Origin of the sequence: Nocardiopsis sp. NRRL B-16309 (assembly GCF_001279585.1) — a bacterium.
Classification (GTDB): domain Bacteria; phylum Actinomycetota; class Actinomycetes; order Streptosporangiales; family Streptosporangiaceae; genus Nocardiopsis.
Window position 1 is genome coordinate 209529 of the sequence record NZ_LGEC01000114.1, and the last position, 23837, is coordinate 233365.

Annotated in this window: 20 protein-coding genes; 11 read left to right on the forward strand and 9 right to left on the reverse strand. The window is 72.1% G+C overall.

Going from position 1 to position 23837, the window contains the following annotated elements; genetic code table 11:
- Positions 1-139: 139 nt before the first annotated feature.
- The 3 genes from ADL05_RS25405 to ADL05_RS25415 all read right to left on the reverse strand — a co-directional run bounded on the left by ADL05_RS25405 (position 140) and on the right by ADL05_RS25415 (position 3825).
- Positions 140-1738: an ABC-F family ATP-binding cassette domain-containing protein gene (locus tag ADL05_RS25405; protein WP_053619529.1), complete on the reverse strand. Its 1599-nt coding sequence runs from the start codon at positions 1736-1738 to the stop codon at positions 140-142.
- 238 nt (positions 1739-1976) lie between these two features.
- Positions 1977-3293: an AI-2E family transporter gene (locus ADL05_RS25410; RefSeq protein WP_082376893.1), complete on the reverse strand. Its 1317-nt coding sequence runs from the start codon at positions 3291-3293 to the stop codon at positions 1977-1979.
- Positions 3294-3417: 124 nt separating this feature from the next.
- Entirely contained in the window at positions 3418-3825 is a 408-nt protein-coding gene (locus tag ADL05_RS25415; protein WP_053619530.1) for a YccF domain-containing protein, read from the reverse strand.
- A gap of 775 nt (positions 3826-4600) precedes the next feature.
- On the opposite strand from ADL05_RS25415, the gene ADL05_RS25420 reads away from it, so the two are divergent.
- Positions 4601-4900: a WhiB family transcriptional regulator gene (locus tag ADL05_RS25420; protein ID WP_017588640.1), complete on the forward strand. Its 300-nt coding sequence runs from the start codon at positions 4601-4603 to the stop codon at positions 4898-4900.
- A gap of 120 nt (positions 4901-5020) precedes the next feature.
- On the opposite strand, the gene ADL05_RS25425 is transcribed toward ADL05_RS25420, so the two are convergent.
- Both ADL05_RS25425 and ADL05_RS25430 read right to left on the reverse strand, forming a co-directional pair.
- Complete coding sequence (locus tag ADL05_RS25425) at positions 5021-6322, reverse strand: phosphoribosyltransferase family protein (protein ID WP_053619531.1); 1302 nt, start codon at positions 6320-6322, stop codon at positions 5021-5023.
- 138 nt (positions 6323-6460) lie between these two features.
- Positions 6461-7021, reverse strand: a complete 561-nt coding sequence (locus ADL05_RS25430) for a GNAT family N-acetyltransferase (protein WP_053619532.1) — start codon at positions 7019-7021, stop codon at positions 6461-6463.
- Positions 7022-7399: 378 nt separating this feature from the next.
- Between ADL05_RS25430 and ADL05_RS25435 the strand changes: the two genes are divergently transcribed.
- Entirely contained in the window at positions 7400-8581 is a 1182-nt protein-coding gene (locus ADL05_RS25435) for an MFS transporter (protein ID WP_369800998.1), read from the forward strand.
- Positions 8582-8677: 96 nt separating this feature from the next.
- On the opposite strand, the gene ADL05_RS25440 is transcribed toward ADL05_RS25435, so the two are convergent.
- The 3 genes from ADL05_RS25440 to ADL05_RS25450 form a co-directional block, all read right to left on the reverse strand.
- Positions 8678-9607 carry a hypothetical protein gene (locus ADL05_RS25440; RefSeq protein WP_053619534.1) on the reverse strand — a complete coding sequence of 310 codons (930 nt, stop codon included), beginning with the start codon at positions 9605-9607 and terminating at the stop codon, positions 8678-8680.
- 29 nt (positions 9608-9636) lie between these two features.
- Complete coding sequence (locus tag ADL05_RS25445) at positions 9637-11103, reverse strand: hypothetical protein (protein WP_053619535.1); 1467 nt, start codon at positions 11101-11103, stop codon at positions 9637-9639.
- 404 nt (positions 11104-11507) lie between these two features.
- Complete coding sequence (locus tag ADL05_RS25450; RefSeq protein WP_053619536.1) at positions 11508-12518, reverse strand: YihY/virulence factor BrkB family protein; 1011 nt, start codon at positions 12516-12518, stop codon at positions 11508-11510.
- Positions 12519-12913: 395 nt separating this feature from the next.
- On the opposite strand from ADL05_RS25450, the gene ADL05_RS25455 reads away from it, so the two are divergent.
- From ADL05_RS25455 to ADL05_RS25495, 9 genes are all read left to right on the forward strand, one after another.
- Positions 12914-14611, forward strand: a complete 1698-nt coding sequence (locus ADL05_RS25455) for a nitrite/sulfite reductase (RefSeq protein WP_053619792.1) — start codon at positions 12914-12916, stop codon at positions 14609-14611.
- Between the two features lie 54 nt (positions 14612-14665).
- Positions 14666-14863, forward strand: a complete 198-nt coding sequence (locus tag ADL05_RS25460) for a hypothetical protein (RefSeq protein WP_053619537.1) — start codon at positions 14666-14668, stop codon at positions 14861-14863.
- The gene (locus ADL05_RS25465; RefSeq protein ID WP_053619538.1) at positions 14860-15561 is read left to right on the forward strand and encodes a phosphoadenylyl-sulfate reductase; all 702 of its coding nucleotides are present in this window, start codon (positions 14860-14862) and stop codon (positions 15559-15561) included. The genes ADL05_RS25460 and ADL05_RS25465 overlap by 4 nt, the downstream gene beginning before the upstream one ends.
- A 52-nt stretch (positions 15562-15613) precedes the next feature.
- Positions 15614-16372 (forward strand): sirohydrochlorin chelatase, encoded by a 759-nt coding sequence (locus ADL05_RS25470; RefSeq protein ID WP_053619539.1) that lies wholly within the window; start codon positions 15614-15616, stop codon positions 16370-16372.
- A gap of 29 nt (positions 16373-16401) precedes the next feature.
- Positions 16402-17073, forward strand: coding sequence for a pyridoxal 5'-phosphate synthase (locus tag ADL05_RS25475; RefSeq protein ID WP_053619540.1), 672 nt, complete (start codon positions 16402-16404; stop codon positions 17071-17073).
- A gap of 229 nt (positions 17074-17302) precedes the next feature.
- On the forward strand, positions 17303-18934 hold the full coding sequence (locus ADL05_RS25480) for an acyl-CoA dehydrogenase family protein (RefSeq protein ID WP_053619541.1): 1632 nt from the start codon (positions 17303-17305) through the stop codon (positions 18932-18934).
- 301 nt (positions 18935-19235) lie between these two features.
- Complete coding sequence (glgX, locus tag ADL05_RS25485) at positions 19236-21398, forward strand: glycogen debranching protein GlgX (RefSeq protein ID WP_053619542.1); 2163 nt, start codon at positions 19236-19238, stop codon at positions 21396-21398.
- Positions 21399-21496: 98 nt separating this feature from the next.
- Entirely contained in the window at positions 21497-22282 is a 786-nt protein-coding gene (locus ADL05_RS25490; RefSeq protein ID WP_053619793.1) for a pyrimidine reductase family protein, read from the forward strand.
- Between the two features lie 167 nt (positions 22283-22449).
- Positions 22450-23238 (forward strand): GntR family transcriptional regulator, encoded by a 789-nt coding sequence (locus tag ADL05_RS25495; protein WP_053619543.1) that lies wholly within the window; start codon positions 22450-22452, stop codon positions 23236-23238.
- A gap of 81 nt (positions 23239-23319) precedes the next feature.
- Here ADL05_RS25495 and ADL05_RS25500 read toward each other — a convergent pair whose 3' ends face one another.
- A complete protein-coding gene (locus ADL05_RS25500) occupies positions 23320-23739 on the reverse strand; it encodes a hypothetical protein (protein ID WP_053619544.1) in 420 nt (139 codons plus the stop codon).
- Between the last annotated feature and the right edge of the window lie 98 nt (positions 23740-23837).

Below are 23837 nucleotides of genomic sequence, written 5' to 3' on the forward strand. Positions count from 1 at the left end.
CGCCACATCCGGCGGACGCGGCACGCGGCCCGGCTTCGGGAGACCGGTTTTCGGAACGGCACGATCTCCGACCGCAAAGAAGGGGAGTGGACCTCCCGGGGTTCCGGGCGTCCACTCCCCCGCGGTCGCGTCGCGCGGATCAGGCCAGCGCGATGAGGTCCTCGAACTCGGCGTTCCACACGTCCTCGACACCGTCGGGCAGCATGATGACCCGCTCGGGCTGGAGCGCGGTGACCGCGCCCTCGTCGTGTGTCACCAGCACGATCGCGCCCTTGTAGTTGCGCAGCGCCGCGAGGATCTCCTCACGGCTGGCCGGGTCCAGGTTGTTGGTGGGCTCGTCCAGGAGCAGCACGTTCGCGCTGGAGACGACCAGGGTGGCCAGCGCCAGCCGGGTCTTCTCACCGCCGGAGAGCACCCCCGCCGGCTTGTCGACGTCGTCGCCGGTGAACAGGAACGAGCCGAGCGTGCGTCGGGCCTCGACCTCGGGCAGGTCGGGCGCGGCGCTCATCATGTTCTCCAGCACCGTGCGGGACACGTCCAGCGTCTCGTGCTCCTGGGCGTAGTAGCCGAGCTTGAGCCCGTGCCCGGGTACGACACGGCCGGTGTCGGGCTTCTCCACCTGGCCGAGCAGCCGCAGGAGCGTGGTCTTGCCGGCCCCGTTGAGGCCGAGGATGACCACGCGGCTGCCCCGGTCGATGGCCAGGTCCACCCCCGCGAAGATCTCCAGGGAGCCGTAGGACTTCGACAGGCCCTCCGCCATCAGCGGGGTGCGCCCGCTCGGCGCCGGGTCGGGGAAGCGCAGCTTGGCCACCTTGTCGGACTTGCGCACGCCCTGCACGCCGTCCAGCAGTTTGTCGGCGCGGTTGAGCATCTGCTGGGCGGCCCGCGCCTTGGAGGCCTTGGCCCGGAAGCGGTCCGCCTGCTTGCGCAGGGTGTCGGCCTGCTTCTCCGCGTTGGCCAGCTCGCGGCGGCGGCGCCGCTCGTCGGCCTCGCGCTGGGTCAGGTACTGCTTCCAGCCCATGTTGTAGATGTCGATGGCGCTGCGGTTGGCGTCGAGGTAGAACACCTTGTTGACCACGTGCTCGACCAGTTCCACGTCGTGGCTGATCACGATGAGCCCGCCCTGGTGCGACTTGAGGAAGTCGCGCAGCCAGACGATGGAGTCGGCGTCCAGGTGGTTGGTCGGCTCGTCCAGCAGCAGCGTGTCGGCACCGCTGAACAGGATGCGCGCCAGCTCGATCCGGCGGCGCTGGCCACCGGAGAGGGTGCTCAGCGGCTGGGAGAGCACGTTGTCCGGCAGGCCCAGGCTGGAGGCGATGGCCGCGGCCTCGGACTCGGCGGCGTAGCCGCCCAGCACGTGCAGCCGCTCCTCCCAGCGGGCGTAGGCGCGCACGCCCTTGTTGCGGGTCTTCTCGTGGTCGCTGGCCATCTTCTTCTCGGCCTCGCGCAGCCCGTTCAGGGCCTCGTCGATGCCGCGTGCCGAGAGCACCCGGTCCTTGGCGATGACGTCGAGGTCGCCGGTCCGCGGGTCCTGGGGCAGGTAGCCGATGGTTCCGGAGGAGGTGACGGTGCCGTCGGTGGGCACACCCTCTCCGGCCAGCACCTTGGTCATCGTGGTCTTGCCCGCTCCGTTGCGGCCGACCAGGCCGATCCGGTCACCGGCGGCGACCCGGAAGGAGGTCGGCTCCAGCAGGAGTCGAGGTCCCACGCGCAGTTCGAGGTCGGTGGCGATCAGCATGACAGGGGCTTCCTAGAGGTGGAGTGCGGGTGTGGTCGCGGCGACGGCGCCCGGACACGGACGGACAGGAGGTCCGGTGGGAGCGGGAGGGGCGTCGGGCGGCCGACCGACCCAGCCTAACGGCACGGGACGCGGTCCGGCCAAGCGCGGGAGCGCCGGAGAACGCGGTGCCCGCCCTGGTGCCCGCCCTCCGACCCAACGGAAGGCGGGCGCCGGTCATTCCCCGGGGCGCGGGGCCTCAGTCCTCGTCGGCCGCCTTGTCCCCGTCGGAACGGCGTTCGGCGGGTTCCGTGGCGGGCGTCGGGATCCCGTCGGTCGCGGGCGGCTCCTCGTGGTGCGCGGGCGGGCGGTTGCGCAGCAGCGCGGCGAGCACCGCAGCGATGGGGGTGGCCAGGAACAGCCCGGGGATCCCGCCGACGATGCCGCCGACGGTCAGGGCGATCAGGACCACCGCCGAGGGCAGTTCGAGGGCGTGGCCGTAGATGCGCGGCGCGAAGACGTTGCTCTCCAGCTGCTGGACGACCACCACCACGGCCACCACGATCGCGGCCACGACCCAGCCCTCGGTCACGAACGCGACCATGGCGGCGAGGAGCCCGGTGAGGAACGCGCCGATGATCGGCAGGAAGGCACCGACGAAGGTGAGGACGATCAGCGGGATCGCCAGGTTGGTGTCGATGAGGATCACCAGGGCGATGCCGATGCCCACGGCGTCGAAGAGGCCGACCATGGCCACCCCGCGCACGTAGCGGCCCATCACGCCGTAGGAGACGTTCCCGGCGTGGATCAGGCCGGGGCGGGACCTGGGCGGCAGCAGGGTGGCGATCCAGTCCATGAGCTCGTCGCCCGAGTGCACGAAGTACACGGTGAGGGCGATGATGAGGACGATGCCGAGCAGCACGCGGAACACGGCGGTCGTGGCGGTCCACGCGCCGCCCAGGAGCTGGTCGGTGTTCTCCGTGATGAGGCCCTGGGCCTGGGCCCACGCGCTGTTGATGGCCTCGGTGATGAGGGCGGGGTCGAGCCCGAAGGGCACTTCGAGGTTCTGCAGCTCGACGACCGCGTCCGTGACGCTGTCGACCAGGGGTCCGAAGCCGTTGACCGCCGGACCGACGATCATCGTGATGACGCCGCTGAAGACCAGCAGGCCGACGAGGATGCTGATCGCCGTCGACGGTCCCCGGCCGAATCCGCGCCGGTTGATCGGGTTGGGCCGGCGCAGCCAGTTGGCCATCGGCATCAGCAGCGCGGTGAGGAAGACCGCGATGATCACCGGCAGGGTGACCACCGAGAGGTAGGTCAGCGCGTAGACGAGCAGGCCCGCGACCACACCGATGATGAGCATGCGCCAGGCCACGTCGCTGATGCTGCGCAGCAGGTCGCCGGCCCCCATGTCGTCGTTCGCCTCGGAGGCCGCCGGGTCGGGCTCCGCCTCGGGGCCCGCGTAGTCCTCCGCGAGTTCCTCGGCACGGGCCGCGAGGCGCTCGGCCCGGGCCCTGCGGGCGGCGATCCACTTGTTCAGGAGCGCCCACACTCCCGGCCGCTGGGCTTGCACATGGACTCCATTCTCTGGGGTGGCGTGAGGGACCGTCGGGTCGCGACGGATGTGGCGACCACCGGATGGGGAGATCCCCGAACGCTACACCTGGTTCTCCCGGTGCGGCAGGGGGATCGCCCATTCAGAACTGCCAGGGCTCCCGCATCTGCCCGCTGTGCACGATCTCGTTGCCGAAGGGCGCCAGGGCGACGGGGATCATCTTCAGCGAGGCCCAGGCCATGGGGATGCCGATGATCGTGATCGCCAGGCCGATGGCGGTGGCGATGTGTCCGAGCGTCAGCCACCATCCGGCGACGATCACCCAGATGACGTTGAGGACCGTGCTGCCCCCGCCGGCTTCCGGCTTGCGGACCATCTCGCGGCCGAAGGGCCAGAGCGCGTAGCTCGCCATGCGGAAGGAGGCGATGCCGAAGGGAATGGTGACGATGAGGACGCAGCAGATGATTCCGGCGAAGACATAGCCGACCGCCAGCCAGAATCCGGCCACGAACAGCCAGATGATGTTGAGGATGAGCCGCAGGAGGGCCACGGTGATCCGACTCCTTGTTCAGGTGCGGGGGTACGGCCGCTCGTGGGCCGCACTCGTGTTCTACCGTCTGTGACGCCCGCGCACCACGACCTGTTGCGCCCGGTGACCCTGGTCGTTCCCCTAAGGGGCGCCGTTGTTCCTGCCCATGCGAGGGTCGGCCCGTTCGACCGCGGGGGACCCGCGCCGCCGCGCGCGGCGTGTCGGATGGGGCGGAAGCGGACACCCGGGCCCGCGGGGGACGCCGCCGTCACACCGGGCGGTCACTGCGCAGGGTGAGGACATACGGTCACACCGAATCTCGGAACTCTGAGTAGACCGCAATGTGACCCGGGCATCAGGAGAACCCCCTAGGCAGGAGGGTCTTCGCACCATACGATGTGCTGTGTCCTTCACAAGGCACCAGATCTTGGGATTTGCGACAAACTCGGGCAAACGACCGAAGACCAGTCAACGGACATCAGGTTTCGGTAACGGTTGGGCGAGTAATTTCCCTACCCCCCGTGCATGATCGGGAGTGGGGATGGCATGATTACGTACCGGCTCGGACGGAGGCCGTCACCGCCTCCGCCGCCGTTCGTGTGAGAGCACTCCGATACAGGCGGTCAGCGCCGCCGCGGGGTCTCGTGCTTCTCGTGGTCTCAGCCACACCGGGGAACATCGCCACCACCGCGCGGCGTTTGCGTCGTGCGGAGTGACTCACGCCGCATGACCAACTTTTGGTGACTGAAGCTTTTTCCGACAGCTTACTAGTGATTTCAGTAGAGGTGGTTCAAGCATGTCTCAGGTACGTCGGCAGGCCGCGCTGCGCCCCCGCCCGAGCTGGGGGTGGCAGGATGCCGCCGCGTGCCGGGGCGAGGACCTTGTGCTCTTCTTCGGCCCGGACGGCGAACGCCAGCCGGAGCGGGAGATCCGTGAACGCAAGGCCAAGGAGATCTGTGCCGCCTGCCCGGTGCGAACCGACTGCCTGGACTACGCGATCTCGCGTCCGGAGAAGTACGGCACGTGGGGCGGCCTGAACGAGGACGAGCGCGCTTCGGAGCGTCGTCGCCGTATGCGCCGCGCCAACGCCGCCTGACCGCGCGAGGCTCCCGAGTCCGGCACGGCTGATCTCCCCCGGTGGCCCCGGCCCCCGTCATGACCCGCGGCGCCCCGACGTTCCACGTCGAGGGCGCCGCGGGTTTTCGCATGCCCTTCCTCAGTCCGAGCGGGGCGCCAGGTGCTGGTCGAACCAGTCGAGTGCCTCCACCGCCGTGTGCCGCCACTCCTGCGCGCCCTGGAGCAGCTGTTCCGCCCCGGAGACCACCCGCAGGTCGGTCTGCGCGCTCATCCTGCCGCGCGCCCACTCGCTGAGCTCCCGCACGAAGGAGTCGCGGCTCTCCAACAGGATGAGGGCCGGAGCGCGCACCCGCGGCAGACTCGGCTCAGCGAGGTCGATCCGGCCGCCGTACACCACGACCGCGCCCAGGTCCTGTGGACGCTCAGCGGCGGTGACCAGGGCCGCGGGGGCCGCCGCCCCCGCGCCGAACACCCCCAGGGGCTCGGTGGCCGCGTCGGTGGCCCGGCGCAGCCAGGTGACCGCGGCGCTGAGCCGCTCCCCCATCGTCCGGGCGTCGTCGCCGTCGGCCCCGGCCGAGGAGTCCGTCCACAAATCCAGCAGCAGCGTCGCGTAGCCGGCGCGCTGGAAGACCGAGGCGGCGGCGCGCCAGCGGGGATCGGTGCGCCCCTCCCCGAAGGCCATCACGACGGCGCCGCGCAGCGCGGTCGGCATGGTCAGGTCACCGTCGAGGTAGACCTGCCCGGCCCTGATCCGGACCGCGCGGGCGGTGTTCTCCTCGGGCCGCACCCGGCCGCGTTCGGCGAGGATCGCGGTGACGTGGCCGTCGGAGAGCTGGCCGAAGTCCCGGTACCACTCCCCCACCGCGTGGAAGTTGTCGGGCACGCTGAGCACCACCAGGGCGTCGGCCTCCTCGCGCAGCATCTCCACCGCCTCCGGGGAGGCCACGGGAACGGCCAGGACCACCTGGGACGGACCGGCCTGGCGCACCATGCGCAGTGCGGCCCGCGCGGTGCCCCCGGTGGCGACGCCGTCGTCCACCACCACGCAGTCGCGCCCGGCGATGCGCGGTGCCGGACCGTCTCCCCGGTACACGCGGCGGCGGCGGTCGAGTTCGACGCGTTCGGCCGCCACGGTCTCGTCCAGCGCCTGGCGCGGGATGCGCAGCCTGGCCAGGGCCTGGTCGTCGAACAGGACGTGCCCGTCCTCGGAGATCGCGCCGACGCCGGTCTCGGGCCGGCCGGGCAGGCCGATCTTGCGGACCACGAGCACGTCGAAGTCGGCGTCCAGCCTCCGGGCGAGTTCGGCGCCGACCGGAACGCCCCCGCGGGGCAGGGCCAGCACGATGGGGTCCTCGACCGCGTAGGCGCGCACGCGCTCCGCCAGGCGGCGGCCCGCCTCGGCGCGGTCGGTGAAGGGCAGCGACACGGGTACCGGATTCATAGTCTCGCCGGCGCCGGACCTCCTCGGAAAGCCTGGCGCCGCTCCTCTCGGCGTCTCGTGTTGAGCCGTTGGAAAGTGGTACCGGCATACCCCGCGCCGCGACCGTTCCAACCCCGCCCGGCGGCAAAAAGGACGCGCTCAGGTCGCCCGTGCGCCGTTCCGCAGCGCCGCCATGAGGAGTGCGTCGTGCCTGCGGCCCTCCCAGAGCAGGGCGTCGCGCATGCGGCCCTCGACCGCGAAGCCGCAGGAGCGGTAGACCGCGATGGCACGCATGTTGAAGGCGTAGACGTACAGCCAGACCCGGTGCAGCCCGATCTTGTCGAAGGCGTAGTCCAGGACGAGTTCGGTGGCCTCCCTCCCCAGGCCCTGGCCGGCGAACTCGATCGCCGACAGGGCGATGCGGTATCCGGCGCTCTCGTTCTCCGGCGCCACCGAGTAGACCGACAGCTCGCCGAGGTAGCGGTGGTCGCCGGGCGCGGTGATGGCCATGTCCATCCGGTCCGTGCGGCCGGACCTGCTCCCGCACCACTCCCTGGCCTGCGCGTAGGTCAGGTGCCGATGGGTGCCGGTGAGTCTGCGGACCTCCTCGTCGAGGCTGGCCGCGAAGTAGGCCTCCGTGTGCTCCGCGGCCAGGGGCACCAGGCGGACGCTCCTCCCGGACAGGGTCGGTGTGTCTCGCAGAGCGCTCATGTTGATCATGTGTGATCTTCCGGTTCCGTCCGGGAGCCGTGGCTGGCACGTCCCCGGAGTCGGGCGTCGGCGGGCAGGGGCGGAGCGCGCCGGGAGCGGGAGCGGACCGTCGGGGCGCGGACCGGGTCGGGGTCACGGACCGGGTCGGGTCTGTCGGAAGGGAGGGCCGGGCGGAGGGAGGCTGCGCCGGAGGCGTCCGCGGAGGGTGGCGGTGGGTGGTGGGCGGGAGGACGACTGCGGCAGACCCCCTATGTAAATCGGCCGGGGACCCGATGGCAAGCCCCGCCGCACACGGCGGGATGTTCCGGTGTCCGCTTCCGGGCGGAATGGATAGCATCTGCGCGCAACGACGACGCCCCTGGAGCCGCCTTGAGCAGTACGACCGACATGACCGCCACGCCGCCCCCCGAGGCGCGCAGGGCCAGGGTCGCCGTCTCCACCCTCTTCTTCGTCAACGGGTTCACCTACACCAACGCCGTCCCGTGGCTCCCGGTCATCAAGTCCTCCCTGGGCCTGTCCAACACGGAACTGGGGCTGGCGATCGCGGCGATGCCCACGGGGGCCATCCTGACCGGGATGCTGGCGGGCCCGCTGATCCACTGGTTCGGCAGCGGCCGCACGGCGGTGGGGACGAGCCTGCTGTCCCTGGGAGCGCTTCCGTTCATCGCCCTGGCGCAGAACTGGTGGATGCTGGCGGCCGCCCTGTTCGTCCTGGGCAGCGCCGACGCCTGGACCGACTCCGCGCAGAACTCGCACGGACTGCGGGTCCAGCGGCGCTACCGGCGCACCATCATCAACACCTTCCACGCGGTGTGGAGCCTGGCCGCGGTCGCCGGCGGCCTCCTGGGCGCGGCGATGGCCGGTTCGGGGGTGCCGATCCTGTGGCACCTGGGCGGGGTCGCCGTCGTGCTGCTGGGCGTGAACCTCGTGGCGAGCCGCATGCTGCTGCCCGGCCCGGAGAACAGCGAGCGCGGGGACGGCACGAACGGGCACGACGGGCAGCGGCAGCGGATGCCGGTACGCGGCGTCGTCCTGCTGCTCATGCTCGCGGTGCTGCTGATGTTCGCGGGAGGGATCGAGGACTCGGCCGCCTCCTGGGGCGCGGTGTACATGACCACGGAGCTCGACGCGTCGCTGTTCCTGGCCGCGATGCCGTTCGTGGCGTGCCAGGCGATGATGACCGTGGGGCGGCTCCTGGGCGACCGGGTGACCGACCGGTTCGGCGCGGCCGCGGTGGGCCGCGCCTGCGGCCTGCTGGCGGCCGGCGGCATGGCCTTCGCGCTCCTGCTCCCGCACCCGGTGACGACCGTGATCGGGTTCGGTGTGATGGGTCTGGGCGTGTCCACCCTCTTCCCGCTCACCCTGGCGGCCGCCGGGAACGTCCCGGGGGTCCGCACCGGTGACGGGGTGACCATCGTGGGATGGCTCGGCCGCGCGGGGTTCCTGGCCTTCCCACCGGTGGTGGGCATGATCGCCGACACGCTCTCCCTGGGCACCGCGCTGTGGGTGGTCTCGGCCGGCGGCGTGGCGGCCTTCCTGCTGGCCTCCGCCCTGCGCCCGAGGGAGTGAGAGGCGCGCCGCCCCGCTGACACGAGGAGGGCCCCGGCCGTGGAACGGCCGGGGCCCTGACGCACGCACGGCCCCGGAGGACCGTGCCCGCGGGTACTACGCCACCGGGGACTCGCGGCGGGCGCCGGCCCACAGGGCCAGCACGCCGATCCCGGTCACGACCGCGCCCCCGAGGACGAAGCCCTCGAGGTCGATGCCGGTCGTGGGCAGGGGGCCGTTGTCATCGCCGGCCGTGGTGACCGGTCCCGTGCCGGTGCCGGTGCCGGAGCTGCTCGGTGCCGAGCCCTCCGGAGCGCCGGTGCCCGGGGCCGAGGTGCCAGGAGCCTGGCTCTCGTCACCCGCGTCACCACCGGTGCCGGGGCTGCCCCCGTCACCACCATCGCCGCCCGGGTCGCCGCCCGGGTCACCACCGGGGTCACCGCCCGGGTCACCACCGGGGTCACCGCCCGGGTCACCACCGGGGTCACCGCCCGGGTCACCACCGGGGTCACCGCCCGGGTCTCCACCCGGGTCACCACCCGGGTCGCCGCCCGGGTCACCACCGGGGTCTCCACCCGGGTCACCGCCCGGGTCACCACCCGGATCGCCGCCCGGGTCACCACCGGGGTCACCGCCCGGGTCTCCACCCGGGTCACCGCCCGGGTCACCGCCCGGGTCACCACCGGGGTCACCGCCGGTGTCGCCACCGGGGTCACCGCCCGGGTCTCCACCCGGGTCACCGCCCGGGTCACCGCCCGGGTCACCGCCGGTGTCGCCGCCGGGGTCACCGCCCGGATCGCCGCCCGGGTCACCACCGGTGTCGCCACCCGGGTCACCGGGAAGGTCGAGCGGCACGATGTCGGTGACGGTGTCGAGTGCGCCGTCGACGACCGGAACCACAGGCTGGGCCTGCGTCTCCTGAGCCGCCGCGGGGGTGACCTCATCCGTGGTCGCGTCCACGGTGTCCGCGAACACCGGGCCGACCGAGAATCCCGCCATGAACAGCGCGGAGGCCGTCACGGTGAGGACTCGCTTCTTGGGGGTCATCCCACTCCTTTCTTCTTTCATGGGGATTTCTACTGAGAGGGGATGGCATAGAGGTGGTCGTCGTGGACCACGATGGCGTTGTCGCCCAGGAGTCCTTCGGGCTGCGCCGCGCCCTCGACCAGGTCGGAGGGCATGCCCGAGGTGCTGACCGCCACCGGTGCGCCGTCGAGCCGTCCGAAGACCTGGTCGCCGACGGCGATCTCGGGCACGAAGCCGGGGACCACCGCGGTCTCGCCGGACGAGGGGTCCATGACGACGGGACCGTAGGCGACCACGCGGGTCCCGATCGGTCCGGAGCGGTGGCGCACGTCCTCCAGGTCCGCGGGGTCGATGTCGGCGCCGCCGACCGCGCTGCCGTCCTCGCGGTCGTGGAAGGCCAGGTGGACCCCCTCCCCCTGGAGGGGCTCCCAGCGCACGATCACGTACTCGCGCAGGGCGGTGACGATCGCGTCCATCTCACCGGACTCCCGCGGGCGCCGGGCGTGGACCTCCTCGACGCCGCCGTCGGTGTCGACCCACTGCCACGGCCCGTTCACGACCGCGTTGAGGACGCGTTCCCCGTCGGCCACCAGGGGCGCGGACTCGCCCGGGGACTCGACCTCCACGAGTTCGGCGCCGACGGGCACGAACGCGGTCTCCGCCGTCCGCACCAGCACCGAGTCGCCCACGTACTGGGCGGTGGCGTCCGTCGGCAGAGCCACGCTCGTCGGTTCGCCGCCCTCGACGGGCCAGAACCAGAGGGTGTCGGCCGTCTCCAGGACGACCGCGGTCCCGTCCCCGTACTCCACGAAGCGCGGCGCGTCGAGGAACTCCCCGGCGCCCGCGGGCAGGTCGACCGCCCAGCGGCGCTCGCCGTCGGCGCCGAACAGGTTGAGCCGGTCGTCGGGGTCGGTGTAGGCGAGGAGGTCCTCCTCGCGGCTCACTCCCGGGCGGGTGTCCGGGGCCAGCGGTTCGTCGAAGACCACGGTGTCGTCGAAGCCGGGGGGCGCGGGATGGCCGAGGGCGGCGCCGTCCCCGCCCCCGGTCCCGGCCGCCGTGGAGGAACCGACGAGGAACCGTGTCGCCACGGCGCCCGCACCGACGAGCAGCACCAGGGCCAGCACCGCGGCGGCGGCGATGACCAGGGTCCGGCCCCGGGAGGAGCGGCCCTGGCCCTTCGTCGCCGCAGCCGGCGCAGGCTGCGGCGACGGCTGCGCGGGGGGCGGGGGCGACGCGGCGGCGGGCGCCGCCTCGTCCGCCGCCCGCACCACGCCGTCGGGTGTCGCCAGGAGCAGCCAGTAGCCGTTGGCGTCGCGGGCGTCGACCAGCACCGGCTGCCCGATGCGGGCGGCGTGGCCGGTGGCGACGTCCAGCGCGGCACGGCGCGTCTCCTTGGGGGCGGCACCCGTCACGACCTGGCGCTGCCCCTCGATGACGATCTCCGCGCTGTGCTCGTCAGGGGCGATGACGATGACGGCTGTGGGCCGGGACTGCCCCGGTCGGGACGCCCGGCTCATGGTGCCTCCGAAGGCATGGGGAACGTGGACCTGTTCGTGTACGTGGTGACGGGGGACCTCGGTCAACGGTGGGGTCACCGCTGCCCTGGGGGGTTACCGAGCGGTGGCGTTGGCACACGCGTAGTCAATGCTGTTCGAGATGATACTGACTGACGGACGTGTCGCCTATTCCGGCCAGGGTCGTGACAGGCGACCGCAGACAGGGCGCCATGGGACCGCATATCGGTCGTCCTCCCTCTGACCTCGATGTTCGCTGTCGCCTCGATTCCTCGTCGCCCCCTCCTGCGGGACCCGACGTTGAAGTGGACACATTCCGGGTGCCTATGGTTCACGCCGAAAATGGCCGGATCTGGCCAGGCCCCCGCGGGCTCACCGCGGTCATCGTTCCCGTGGCACCGGCGCGGTCAGCGCCCGTGGTACTCGTCGATCGTGTCGATGACCGCCTGCTCCCGGCGTTCGACGAGGCGGTTGGCCCGCTCGAAGCCGCGGGTGGCGATCTCCGCCCGGGCCGCGGCCGTGCGCGCGGTCGGCCACATCGCGTCGATCTCCGAGTTCAGGCTGGAGCCCGCCAGCACGGCGATCGCCATGACGTACAGCCACGCCAGGATGGCGATGGGCGCGGCCAGCGACCCGTAGATGCTCACCTGGCCGAACGAGGCGTCCAGGTAGGCGCGCAGTCCGGCCGATCCCGCGATGAGCACCACGGTGGCCAGCAGGGCGCCCGGCAGGTGCCGCCACAGCGGGGTGCGCACCGGAACGCTGAGCGCGTAGAGGAAGGTGACCGCGGTGACGGCCAGGAACACCACGATCGGCCAGTAGAAGACGTTGAGCCGCCCCACGGTGACGGGCAGCAGATGGTGGACGAGACCGGGGCCGGCCACGAGGATCGGCAGCACGAGCAGCGCGAAGAGCAGCGCCCCCAGGTAGCCGACGAAGGCCAGGACGCGCTGGCGCAGCCACCCGCGGAGTTCGTCCAGGCCGTAGGAGATGGTGATGGAGCGGATGAACACGTTCATGGCGCGCGAGCCCGACCACAGGGAGACCAGGAAGGTCACCGACAGCAGGCCGCCCTGGACGCCGCCCAGGAAGTCGTCCACGAGGGGCTCCACGACGCTGCCGACCGTCGCCGGCGTCAGGACCCGGGCCGCCAGGTCCAGGATCCACAGCCGGATCTCCTCGACGAGGTCCTCGCCGAGCACGGCGGCGAGCGGCCCCAGCGCCCCGACCAGGCACAGCAGCAGGGCGGGCAGGGAGATCAGGGAGAAGAAGGCGGACTCGGCGGCCAGTCCGACGACGCGGTCCCTGGCGAAGGCCCGGATGGTCCGCGTGGTGAGCAGGAGCGCGTTGTGCGTGCGGGGGTGACCGCGCAGCCACGCGCCGACGGCCCTCCACAGCCCTTCCCAGAATCCCACCACGGGAGAACGCTATCGGCCCCGGGCGCGGCCGTGCGCGCCGCGGCTCCCCCCGGGGGTGACCTGACTCACCCCGCGCGCTCCCGTCTGGACAAAGCGCGGATCCCCGTGACATTCTCAATGCATGATCGCTGCTCTGGACCCCATGCTCTGCGTGCGCCGCCACGTGGACTTCCTTCGGGTCCGTAGTGCCATCTGTTGCAGCGTCGGTTAATCTCGCCGCCTTTTTGACGCACCCGTGATTCAGGTGTGCGCGCGGCCCCGGCGCTCTCCCTTCTTCGATTCCCACTCACGTGGACTCACTCCTGTTCGCCCGGCACGACGACGTGCGGCGCTGGAGCCAGTGGTGCGGGCGCCGGGACCGTGAGCACCCCGCGACCCCATCGGAGACACCCGCGATGCCTCCCTCTTCCGCGCAGCCCGGCAAGTCCGCGACGGCAGCCAAGCCACGGCGCCGCCGTGGCGAGGGCCAGTGGGCCCTCGGCTACCGTGAGCCGCTGAACAAGAACGAGGAGAACAAGAAGAACGACGACGGACTCAACGTCCGCGACCGGATCGTCAACATCTACTCCAAGGCGGGTTTCGACTCCATCGACCCCGCCGACCTTCGCGGGCGCTTCCGCTGGTTCGGCCTCTACACCCAGCGCGCCCCGGGCATCGACGGCGGCAAGACGGCCGTGCTGGAGCCCGAGGAGCTCGACGACCGCTACTTCATGCTGCGCGTGCGCATCGACGGCGGACAGCTCTCGGCGGCGCAGCTGCGCGCGGTCGCGGAGATCTCCCGCGACTACGGGCGCGACACCGCCGACATCACCGACCGCCAGAACGTGCAGTACCACTGGATCCGGGTCGAGGACGTGCCCGCGATCTGGGACAAGCTGGAGTCGGTGGGCCTGTCCACGATGGAGGCCTGCGGCGACACCCCGCGCGTCATCCTGGGCTGTCCGCTGGCCGGCGTGGCCGAGGACGAGGTCCTGGACGCCAGCCCGGAGATCTTCCAGATCAACGAGGACCACATCGGCAGCCCGCTGTTCTCGAACCTGCCGCGCAAGTTCAAGACGTCGATCTCGGGCTGCTCGTCGTACTGCACGAACCACGAGATCAACGACGTGGCCTTCGTCGGGGTGCGCAACGAGGCGGGCGAGGCCGGCTACGACCTGTTCGTCGGCGGCGGCCTGTCCACCAACCCGATGTTCGCCCAGCGTCTGGGCACGTTCGTGCGCCCGGACCAGGTCAGCGAGGTCTGGGCGGGGGTCTGCTCGGTCTTTCGCGACTACGGCTTCCGCCGGCTGCGCACCCGCGCGCGGATCAAGTTCCTCATCAAGGAGTGGGGCGCGGAGGAGTTCCGCCGGGTGCTCCAGGACGAGTACCTGGGCTACGAGCTGCCGGACGGCCCCGCGCCGGAGCTGGACCCGGGTCTGGAGCGCGACCACGTGGGCGTGCACCGCCAGCGCGACGGCAAGTTCTACGTCGGCTTCACGCCCAAGGTCGGGCGGGTCTCGGGCACCACGCTGCTGCGCGTGGCCGAGATCGCCGAGGAGCACGGGTCGGACCGCATCCGCACCACCGCCGACCAGAAGCTCGTGATCCTCGACATCGACGAGGACCGGGTCGACTCCATCACCGCGGCGCTGGAGGCGGAGGACCTCCAGGTCACCCCGAGCACCTTCCGCCGCCAGACGATGGCGTGCACCGGGATCGAGTTCTGCAAGCTGGCGATCGTGGAGACCAAGGGCCGCGCCGCCACGCTCATCGACGAGCTGGAGAAGCGGCTCCCCGACTTCGACGAGCCGCTGACCATCAACGTCAACGGGTGCCCGAACTCCTGCGCCCGCATCCAGGTCGCCGACATCGGCCTCAAGGGCCAGCTGATGATGAACGACCGCGGCGAGCAGGTCGAGGGCTACCAGATCCACCTCGGCGGCGGCATGGGGCTGACCTCGTCCTTCGGCAAGAAGATCCGCGGGCTGAAGACCACCGCGGACGACCTGCCGGACTACGTCGAGCGCGTCCTGCGCCGCTACCAGGCGCAGAAGCAGGACGGCGAGGCGTTCGCGACCTGGGTCGGCCGCGCCGACGACGCCGACCTGACCTGAGCCGTGGCGGGCCCGCGGGCCCGCCACGCCCACCGACGAAGGAAGAGGTGCGCCATGTCCGAGAGGGCCGCGCCCTACTACTGCCCCTACTGCGGTGACGAGGACCTGGTGCCCGAGGAGGGCGCCGCCGTGCAGGGCGAGGGATACCCCTGGGCCTGCCTGTCCTGTGCCCGCGTGTTCCGAGTGAAGTACGTCGGGTTGCGCTCCGCGTCGCTGAGCGCCCCCTCCAGACCGACGGAAGGGAATTCATGAACGCCACGATCACCCCGGTGGGCGGCCCCGAGCTGGCCGAGCGGGCCGCGCGCGAACTGGAGGAGGCCTCCGCCGCCGAGATCATCACCTGGGCCGCGCGGACCTTTCGCGATGGGCTGTGCATGACCTCCTCGATGGCCGACGCCCTCATGGTCGACCTGGCGTCCAGGTCGGTGCCCGGGATCGACGTGATCTTCCTCGACACCGGCTACCACTTCCCCGAGACCATCGGCACCCGCGACGCCGTGGCCTCGGTCTACGACATCAACCTCATCAACGTCGAGCCCGTCCGGACCGTGGCCGAGCAGGACCTGGCCCTGGGCCCGCGCCTGCACGGGCGCGACCCGGCGATCTGCTGCCACCTGCGCAAGGTGGAGCCCCTCCAGCGGGCGCTGGAGCCCTACAGCGCGTGGCTGACGGGCCTGCGCCGCGAGGACTCGGTGACCCGCCGCGACACCCCGGTCGTGCAGTGGGACCGGCGCCGGCGGATGACCAAGGTCAACCCGATCGCGCGGTGGACCCAGGACCAGGTCGACACCTACATGGCCGAGAACGGGGTCATGGTCAACCCCCTGCAGTACGACGGCTTCCCCTCGATCGGCTGCGAGCCGTGCACCCGGCGGGTGGAGCCGGGCGAGGACCCGCGCAGCGGCCGCTGGGCGGGCACCGGCAAGACCGAGTGCGGCATCCACGTCTGACCGCGGGCGGGGGCCTGCGCGCCCCCGCCCTCCCGACGCTGCGACGGAGACGATGAGTACGACCCTGCTGGCCGTGGCCCACGGCAGCGCCGACCCGCGGTCCGCGGCGGCGGTGTCCGCGCTGTTCGAGCGCGTGCGATCCCTGCGCCCGGGCCTGGACGCGCGCGTGTGCTACCTCGACCACACCGCTCCCGGCGCCGAGGAGGCGCTCGCCGACCTCGCGGCGTCCGGCGCGGGCGAGGTCGTCGTCCTGCCGACGCTGCTCACCGCGGCCTTCCACAGCAAGGTGGACCTGCCCGGGGTCCTGGCCGGGGTCCGCGAGCGCAGTCCCTGGCTGCGCGTGCGCTACGCCGACACCCTGGGCCCGCACCCGCTGCTGCTGGAGGCCGTGGAGCGCCGCCTGGCCCAGGCGGGCGCCACCGCGGACCCGGGGACCGCCCTGGTCCTGGCCTCCGCCGGTTCCAGCGACCCCGAGGCCAACGCCACCATCCGGGCGATGGCGCGGCGGCTCGCCGAGCGCGGGCCCTGGCGCGAGGTGGTCGCCGCCTACGCCTCGGCGGCCTCGCCGAGCCCCGGGGAGGCGGTGGCCGACCTGGTCGGCGGCGGTGCCGGGCGGGTGGCCGTGGCCACCTACCTCCTGGCGCCGGGCTTCTTCGCCGACCGGGTGCGCGAGCAGTCGAGGGCGGCCGGGGCCCACACGGTGTCCGAGGCGCTGGGCGACGTCCCGGAGCTGGCCCGCGTCGTGCTGGAGCGCTACGACGCCGCGCTCGCCGGCTCCCTTGCCTCCACCGGCCGCGCGCTCGGACACTAGGGCGTACACGACGATCCAGGGAGGCACTGTTGACGGACGCACGGGGCGGGATCAGGGATCTGCTGCGGGGGCTGCCGGTGTTCGCCGGTCCGACGCCCGCGTTCGACCCGGCCGAGGCGCCGTCCGACCCGGCGGAGCTGTTCGTCGCGTGGTTCGCCGAGGCGGTGGACGCGGGGGTGGACGAGCCGCACGCGATGACGGTGTCCACGGTCGACGACCTGGGGGCGCCCTCCTCACGGGTGGTCATCATGAGGGACTTCACGCCCGAGGGCTGGTGGTTCGCCACCACGACGACCTCGCGCAAGGGCCGTGACCTGGCCGCGAACCCGGCCGTGGCGCTCGGCTTCCACTGGGTGCCCCAGGGGCGCCAGGTCCGCGTGCGCGGCACCGCCGAGCTGGCCAGCGCGCAGGAGTGCGCCGACGACTTCCTCGCCCGCCCCCTGGAGTCCCGGGTCGCGGGGCTGCACGGTCACCAGAGCGAGCCGCTGTCCGACCTCGCCGAGATCGACCGCGCCGCCGACCGGAGCCGCCGGCGCCTGGAGGAGAACCCGGACCTGGTCCCGGACGACTGGGGCCTGTACCTGGTGACCCCCGTCGAGATCGAGTTCTGGCAGGGCGACCCGGACCGGCGCCACACCCGGCTGCTGTACGAGCGCGTCGAGCCGGGCGCGGCCTGGCACCGCACCCTGTTGTGGCCCTGACCCGGCCCTGACCCGGGTCCCGGGCGCGGTAGCTCGGCGGGTCCGGCGGGTCCGGCGGGTCCGGCGGAGCGGCGGGCCCTGTGGCGCGGCGCGCCACGCCCCCAGGCCGGGTGCGCCTCGCGCCTCCCTGGCCAGGGGCGCCCGAACCCGACCGAACCTGATTCGGTTCAGCGGGCCGGGCACGGGTACGATGCGGTCACTCTCCATCCCGGATCCGAAGGACGCGACGATGCCCCCGACGCACGAGGTGTTCAACCAGGCCGCTCCCCTCGGCGACTACGCCGCCGCCGACGACCCCGCCCTGATGGAGGGCCTGCGGCGGGAGGGCGCGGAGTGGGCGGAGCCGGAGGTCCGCGCGGTCGGTGACGCCGCCGGGTCCGAGCGGGTGCGCGCCTGGGGCGAGTCGGCCAACGCCTATCCCCCGGTCCTGCGCACCCACGACCGCTACGGGCACCGGATCGACGAGATCGACTACCAGCCCGCCTACCACGTCCTCATGGACCAGGCCGTCGAGCACGGCATGCACGCCGCGCCCTGGGCCGACGAGCGCCCCGGCGCGCACGTGGCGCGCGCCGCCAAGTTCTTCCTCTGGTCACAGGCCGAGAGCGGGCACGGGTGCCCGCTCTCGATGACCTACGCCGTGGTGCCCGCGCTGCGCCACGCGCCGGCGCTCGCCGAGCAGTACGAACCGCTGCTGACCTCCCGCTCCTACGACTTCGGCCTGCGCGCCCCCCTGGGCAAGCGCGGCCTCATCGCGGGCATGTCGATGACCGAGAAGCAGGGCGGCTCGGACGTGCGCGCCAACACCACCCGGGCGGTGCCCACCTCCGAGGGCCACTACCTCCTCACCGGGCACAAGTGGTTCACCTCCGCCCCGATGAGCGACTTCTTCCTCACGCTGGCCCAGGCGCCCGAGGGACTGAGCTGCTTCCTGGTCCCCCGGGTCCTGCCCGACGGCTCCCGCAACGCGCTCCTCGTCCAGCGGCTCAAGGACAAGCTCGGCAACCACTCCAACGCCTCGGCCGAACTGGAGTACGACGGCGCGGTCGCCCACCTGGTCGGCGAGCCCGGCCGGGGCGTCCCCACCATCATCGAGATGGTCAACTGCACCCGCCTGGACTGCGTGATCGGCTCCGCCTCGGGCATGCGCGCCGCCCTGACGCACGCGCTGCACCACGCCGAGCACCGCGCCGCGTTCGGGCGGACGCTCGTCGACCAGCCACTGATGCGCAACGTCCTGGCCGACCTCGCGCTGGAGTCGGAGGCCGCCACCACCCTCATGACCCGCCTGGCCGGGGCCGTGGACCGCTCGGTGCGCGGCGACGGGGCCGAGACCGCGTTCCGCCGCCTGGGGGTGGCGGTCGGCAAGTTCTGGGTGACCAAGCGCCAGCCCGTGCTCGCCGCGGAGGCGCTGGAGTGCCTGGGCGGGAACGGCTACGTCGAGGAGTCGGGCATGCCGCGGCTCTTCCGCGACTCCCCGCTCAACTCCATCTGGGAGGGCTCGGGCAACGTGGCCGCGCTGGACGTGCTCCGCGCGATGGCCCGCGGCCCGGAGTCGCTGGAGGCCTTCCTCGGCGAGGTGGGCGCCGCCTCCGGCGCGGACGACCACTTCGACGCCGCCCTCAAGCGCCTGCACCAGGTCCTGGGCGACCCGGACGAGGCCCAGTACCGCGCGCGCTCGGTCGTGGAGCTGATGGCCCTCACCCTCCAGGCGTCCCTGCTGCTGCGGCACGCGCCGACGCCGGTGGCCGAGGCCTTCACGCGCACACGGCTGGGGGGCGAGTGGGGCCGGGTGTTCGGCACGCTGCCGCGCGGCGTCGACACCGGCCTCATCCTGGACCGCGCCCGCCCCCGCCGCTGAGCGGGAGCCGCGCCGGGCCTGTCCGCCCAGAGAGAATTCGTGGTTTTCGCCAATCCCGAATACCCCAACAAACCCAGATAATTCCTGTGACATACCACCCTTTTCGCCACTCCTGCGATGATCATCGGCGCTGGTCGGCATACTTCGGTGACGGGAGCGGAAGTAAGTAGTCGTCACCAACGCAACCGCCCGCTTTCGGACGGGTCGTCGGCCGGTGCGCCCCTCCCGGAATCGGGATCGGGGGAGGCGCGTCCGGCCCACGGCCTCCGAGGGCCCCGATACCAAGAGACTGACGACGCCTATGGTGGAAGTCTGGCCAGGTAGTTCCTATCCGCTCGGTGCGACCTACGACGGGTCCGGCACCAATTTCTCCCTCTTCTCCGAGGCGGCCGAACAGGTCGAACTGTGCCTGTTCGACGACGACGGCGAGGAGACCCGTATACCGCTGACCGAATACGACGGATTCGTTTGGCACGGGTACCTCCCGGGTGTCGGCCCGGGACAGCAGTACGGATACAGAGTCCACGGCCCCTACGCACCGGAACAGGGGCTGCGGTGCAATCCGCACAAACTTCTCACCGACCCGTACGCCAAGGCCCTCAACGGCCAACTCACCTGGCACGAGTCGCTGTTCAGCTACCACTTCGCCGATCCCGACCGCAAGAACACCGCCGACAGTGCCCCCTACGTGCCCAAGTGCGTGGTGGTGAGCCCGTTCTTCGACTGGGGCAACGAGTCCCGTCCGCGCACGCCCTACCACGAGACGGTCATCTACGAGGCGCACCTGCGCGGCCTGACCATGCGCCACCCGGGCATCCCCGAGCACCAGCGGGGCACCTACTCGGGCCTGGCGCACCCGGTGATGATCGACTACCTCACCTCGCTCGGGGTGACGGCGGTCGAGCTGATGCCCGTGCACCACTTCGTGCCCGAGCACGCCATGGTGGCGCGCGGACTCACCAACTACTGGGGCTACAACACCCTGGCCTTCCTCGCCCCGCACAGCGGGTACGCGGCGCGGGGCTCGCGCGGCCAGCAGGTCCAGGAGTTCAAGGCGATGGTGAAGTCGCTGCACGAGGCGGGCATCGAGGTGCTCCTGGACGTGGTCTACAACCACACCGCCGAGGGCGACCACATGGGGCCCACGCTGTCGCTTCGGGGCATCGACAACATCGGCTACTACCGGGTCAGCGACGAGGACCAGCGCTACTACCTCGACTACACCGGCTGCGGCAACAGCCTCAACGTCCGCTACCCGCACTCGCTCCAGCTCATCATGGACTCGCTGCGCTACTGGGTCCTGGAGATGCACGTGGACGGGTTCCGCTTCGACCTGGCCTCCGCGCTGGCGCGCGAGTTCCACGACGTGGACCGGCTGAGCACCTTCTTCGACATCGTCCAGCAGGACCCGGTCATCTCGCAGGTCAAGCTGATCGCCGAACCCTGGGACGTGGGGCCCGGCGGCTACCAGGTCGGCAACTTCCCGCCGCTGTGGACGGAGTGGAACGGCAAGTACCGCGACACCGTCCGCGACTTCTGGCGGGGCGAGCCGGTGCTGGGCGAGCTCGCCTCGCGCCTGGCCGGGTCCAGCGACCTCTACCAGAACGACGGCCGCCGCCCGGTGGCCTCGATCAACTTCATCACCTGCCACGACGGCTTCACCCTGGCCGACCTGGTCTCCTACGACCACAAGCACAACGAGGCCAACGGTGAGGACAACCGGGACGGGACCGACGACAACCGGTCCTGGAACCACGGGGTGGAGGGGCCCACCCAGGACCCCGAGATCATCACCCTGAGACGTCGCCAGATGCGCAACTTCCTCACGACCCTGTACCTGTCGCAGGGGGTCGTGATGCTCTCGCACGGCGACGAGGTGGCCCGGTCCCAGGGCGGCAACAACAACGCCTACTGCCAGGACAACGAGATCTCCTGGATCGACTGGAAGGGCGCCGGGCTGGACGGGGAGGAGCCCGACAACGACCTGTTGGACTACGTGCGCACACTGGCGCGGCTGCGCCGGGAGCACCCGGTCTTCCGGCGCAGGAGGTTCTTCCACGGAAGCCCGGTGGAGGGCCCGCGCTCGGGCCGGGACGGCCTGCCCGACATCGCGTGGCTGCGCCCGGACGGCCAACCCATGTCCGGAGCCGACTGGAACGCGGCCGGACGGGCACTGGGCGTGTTCCTCAACGGGGAGGCCATCACCGAGCCGGACCCGCGCGGCCGGGGCATCCGCGACGGCTCCTTCCTGCTGCTGCTCAACAGCGGCGCGCAGGCGGTGGACTTCACGCTGCCCGGCAAGGAGTTCGGGATGGCGTGGGAGACCGTCCTGGACACGGCCGAACCGGACGTGGAGGACCGTCCGACGGTGCCCGCCTCGGGCCCCGTCCGGGTGATCGACCGCGCCCTGCTGCTCCTGCGCAGGGTCTCGCACCGCACGGGCCGGACCGCCCGCCGCGGCTGAGGGGCCGGGCCGTCCGGCCGGGCCCTTCCGCTCCCGGCCGGGCGGCGCGGCTCGCGCCGCACGGGTCACGCGGGAGGGAAGCCCTACCCTTGGTGACCATGTCGTCGAACAACCCGGACCACGCGCCCCTGCGCGCGCTCCTGCCCGCTCCCGGGACCACGGACGTGGACCTGGCCGCCGCCTACGCCTACCCCGTCGGCCTGGACCAGCCCTGGGTGCGCGCCAACATGGTCGCCAGCGCCGACGGCGGCGCCGTCGGGCCCTCCGGGCGCAGCCGCGACCTGTCCTCGGTTCCGGACCGCCGGGTGATGGGCGTCCTGCGCGGGTTGAGCGACGTCGTCCTGGTGGGCGCGGCGACCGCGCGCGCCGAGGGATACGGTCCGGTCCGCGCGCGCCGGTCGTGGGGATCGCTGCGCGCGGGCCGCCCGGACACGCCGCGCGTGGCGGTGGTCTCGCGTTCACTGGAGCTGCCCGAGGCCCTGCTGACGGAGGCGCCGAAGGACGCGCGCACCCTCGTCTTCACCACCTCGCACGCCCCGCCGGACCGGCTGGAGCACGTGCGCGAGCACGCCGACCTGGTCGTCGTCGACGGCGTGTCCGTGGGCCCCGAGCACGTGGTGAACGCCCTGGCCGAGCGCGGGCTGTACCGGGTGCTCACCGAGGGCGGTCCGCACCTGCTGGCGGAGTACGTGGCCGCCGGGCTCCTGGACGAGCTGTGCCTGACCCTGAGCCCGCACCTGCTGGGGTCCGGCGCGCCCCGCATCGTCGCCGGGGGTTCCGGCACACCGGGGGCGCCGGAACGCGCCTCCGTCCAGAGCACACCCGTGCGCATGGCACACCTGTTGGAGGCCGACGGCCACCTGTTCGCGCGTTATCTGCGGTAAACGCTCCCTCACGGGACCCGCGCGCTACAGGTCGATTTCGGCCACCCCCCAATCACGCATGAACCGCCCCGGAATCGGACATACCCGATGTGTGCCTCCGGTGGACAGATCCCCGGCGGGCACACCGCATCGACGGGGCTTACCGGCTTGGCCCCCCGGCCGAGAGGATGAACGTAGTGCCGACGTCCGACAACGGGTCCCCTCCGGTCTACCGAGAGATCGCCGAGGAACTACGCGGACAGATCCGCTCCGGACGGTACGCCGACGGCGACCGCCTCCCCGGTGAGAACTCCCTCATGGAGCGTCATGGTGTCGCGCGGGCGACGGCACGGCAGGCGCTCTCCGTCCTGATCAATGAGGGCCTGGCCGTGGCCGTGCGCGGCTCCGGCATCTACGTCCGCCTGTTCCGACCGGTACGAAGACACGGGGCCCGCCGCCTGTCCAAGGAGCTGTGGGGCAGCGGGCGGGCGATCTGGCAGACCGACAGCGAGGACCGCGGCTACGAGGTGGACCGCCTGCGCGTGGAGGAGGCGGCCGCCGGGGACCACGTGCGGCGCGCCCTCGGACTGGCCGAGGGCGCGGCGGTGGTGCGGCGGGCCCGGCGCTACCTCGTGGACGGCCGCCCGGTGCAGAGCGCCGTCTCCCATCTGCCCGTCTCCCTGCTCGGCCCGGCGGAGGGCTCCCCCGCGGCCCGCAGGATCAGGGAGCCCGACTCCGGCCCCGGCGGGATCTACGCGCGCCTGGCCGAGCTGGGCCGGGCACCGGCGCGTTTCACCGAGGAGATCCGGGTGCGCATGCCGACCCCCGAGGAGAGCGAGGAGCTGAGCCTGACGCCCGGAACGCCGGTTCTGGAGGTGGCGCGCACCGCCCTGACCGAGCAGAACGTGCCGGTGGAGTTCAACGAGATCACCATGGACGGGTCCGCGTACGTGCTCCAGTACGACTTCGACGCCTGAGTCGGCCGCGCGCACGCCGTACCCGCGCCGTACACACGAGGAGGGGCGCCCGCGGGCGCCCCTCCTTCCGTTTCGGTCGGCTCACACTCGGTCGACTCGATTTCCGTTTTCCGTCCTGACTCGGCCACCACCCCGCTTGGAGGCGAACACCAGATATCCCAGCGGCAGGATCGCCAGCCCGACGGCCAGCGCCCCCGCCGCGGCGAAGAACGGACTCTCCGGCTCGGTCATCGCCCACTGGGCCATCCCGTACCCCAGGAACACCGCCAGAGCCAGGGCGCCGGCGGCGATCGCGCCCGCCAGCACCAGCAGACCGCGATCGGTCCAGGGTTCGGGCCTGGCACGGGCGATCCCCGCCACCGTGGCCCTGGCGCTGAGCTCGGCCGCCCAGCGCACCTCTCCCGCGACCGAGGCCACCCCCGCGGAGGCGGCCCGGGCACGGACCCGGGCTCCCGCGGTGGCCTGGTCCAGCCACCACAGTCCGTATCTGATTCTTCCCACACGCAGTGGTCGGCGCGTCACTCTGAGTGGTTGTTGTGCCGCTACAGCCATGCCACCTGCCTCAGTGCACTTCGACCGCTGACCCTAATTCGTTGCGT

Excerpts from the sequence above, each read along its gene's own strand:
- ADL05_RS25465 (WP_053619538.1), top strand. The coding sequence starts at position 14,860 with ATGAACGCCACGATCACCCCGGTGGGCGGCCCCGAGCTGGCCGAGCGG.
- ADL05_RS25420 (WP_017588640.1), top strand. The coding sequence starts at position 4,601 with ATGTCTCAGGTACGTCGGCAGGCCGCGCTGCGCCCCCGCCCGAGCTGG.
- ADL05_RS25445 (WP_053619535.1), bottom strand. The coding sequence starts at position 11,103 with ATGAGCCGGGCGTCCCGACCGGGGCAGTCCCGGCCCACAGCCGTCATC.
- ADL05_RS25425 (WP_053619531.1), bottom strand. The coding sequence starts at position 6,322 with ATGAATCCGGTACCCGTGTCGCTGCCCTTCACCGACCGCGCCGAGGCG.
- ADL05_RS25480 (WP_053619541.1), top strand. The coding sequence starts at position 17,303 with ATGCCCCCGACGCACGAGGTGTTCAACCAGGCCGCTCCCCTCGGCGAC.
- ADL05_RS25430 (WP_053619532.1), bottom strand. The coding sequence starts at position 7,021 with ATGATCAACATGAGCGCTCTGCGAGACACACCGACCCTGTCCGGGAGG.
- ADL05_RS25455 (WP_053619792.1), top strand. The coding sequence starts at position 12,914 with ATGCCTCCCTCTTCCGCGCAGCCCGGCAAGTCCGCGACGGCAGCCAAG.
- ADL05_RS25460 (WP_053619537.1), top strand. The coding sequence starts at position 14,666 with ATGTCCGAGAGGGCCGCGCCCTACTACTGCCCCTACTGCGGTGACGAG.
- ADL05_RS25405 (WP_053619529.1), bottom strand. The coding sequence starts at position 1,738 with ATGCTGATCGCCACCGACCTCGAACTGCGCGTGGGACCTCGACTCCTG.
- ADL05_RS25435 (WP_369800998.1), top strand. The coding sequence starts at position 7,400 with ATGACCGCCACGCCGCCCCCCGAGGCGCGCAGGGCCAGGGTCGCCGTC.
- ADL05_RS25495 (WP_053619543.1), top strand. The coding sequence starts at position 22,450 with ATGAACGTAGTGCCGACGTCCGACAACGGGTCCCCTCCGGTCTACCGA.
- ADL05_RS25490 (WP_053619793.1), top strand. The coding sequence starts at position 21,497 with ATGTCGTCGAACAACCCGGACCACGCGCCCCTGCGCGCGCTCCTGCCC.
- glgX (WP_053619542.1), top strand. The coding sequence starts at position 19,236 with ATGGTGGAAGTCTGGCCAGGTAGTTCCTATCCGCTCGGTGCGACCTAC.
- ADL05_RS25440 (WP_053619534.1), bottom strand. The coding sequence starts at position 9,607 with ATGACCCCCAAGAAGCGAGTCCTCACCGTGACGGCCTCCGCGCTGTTC.
- ADL05_RS25470 (WP_053619539.1), top strand. The coding sequence starts at position 15,614 with ATGAGTACGACCCTGCTGGCCGTGGCCCACGGCAGCGCCGACCCGCGG.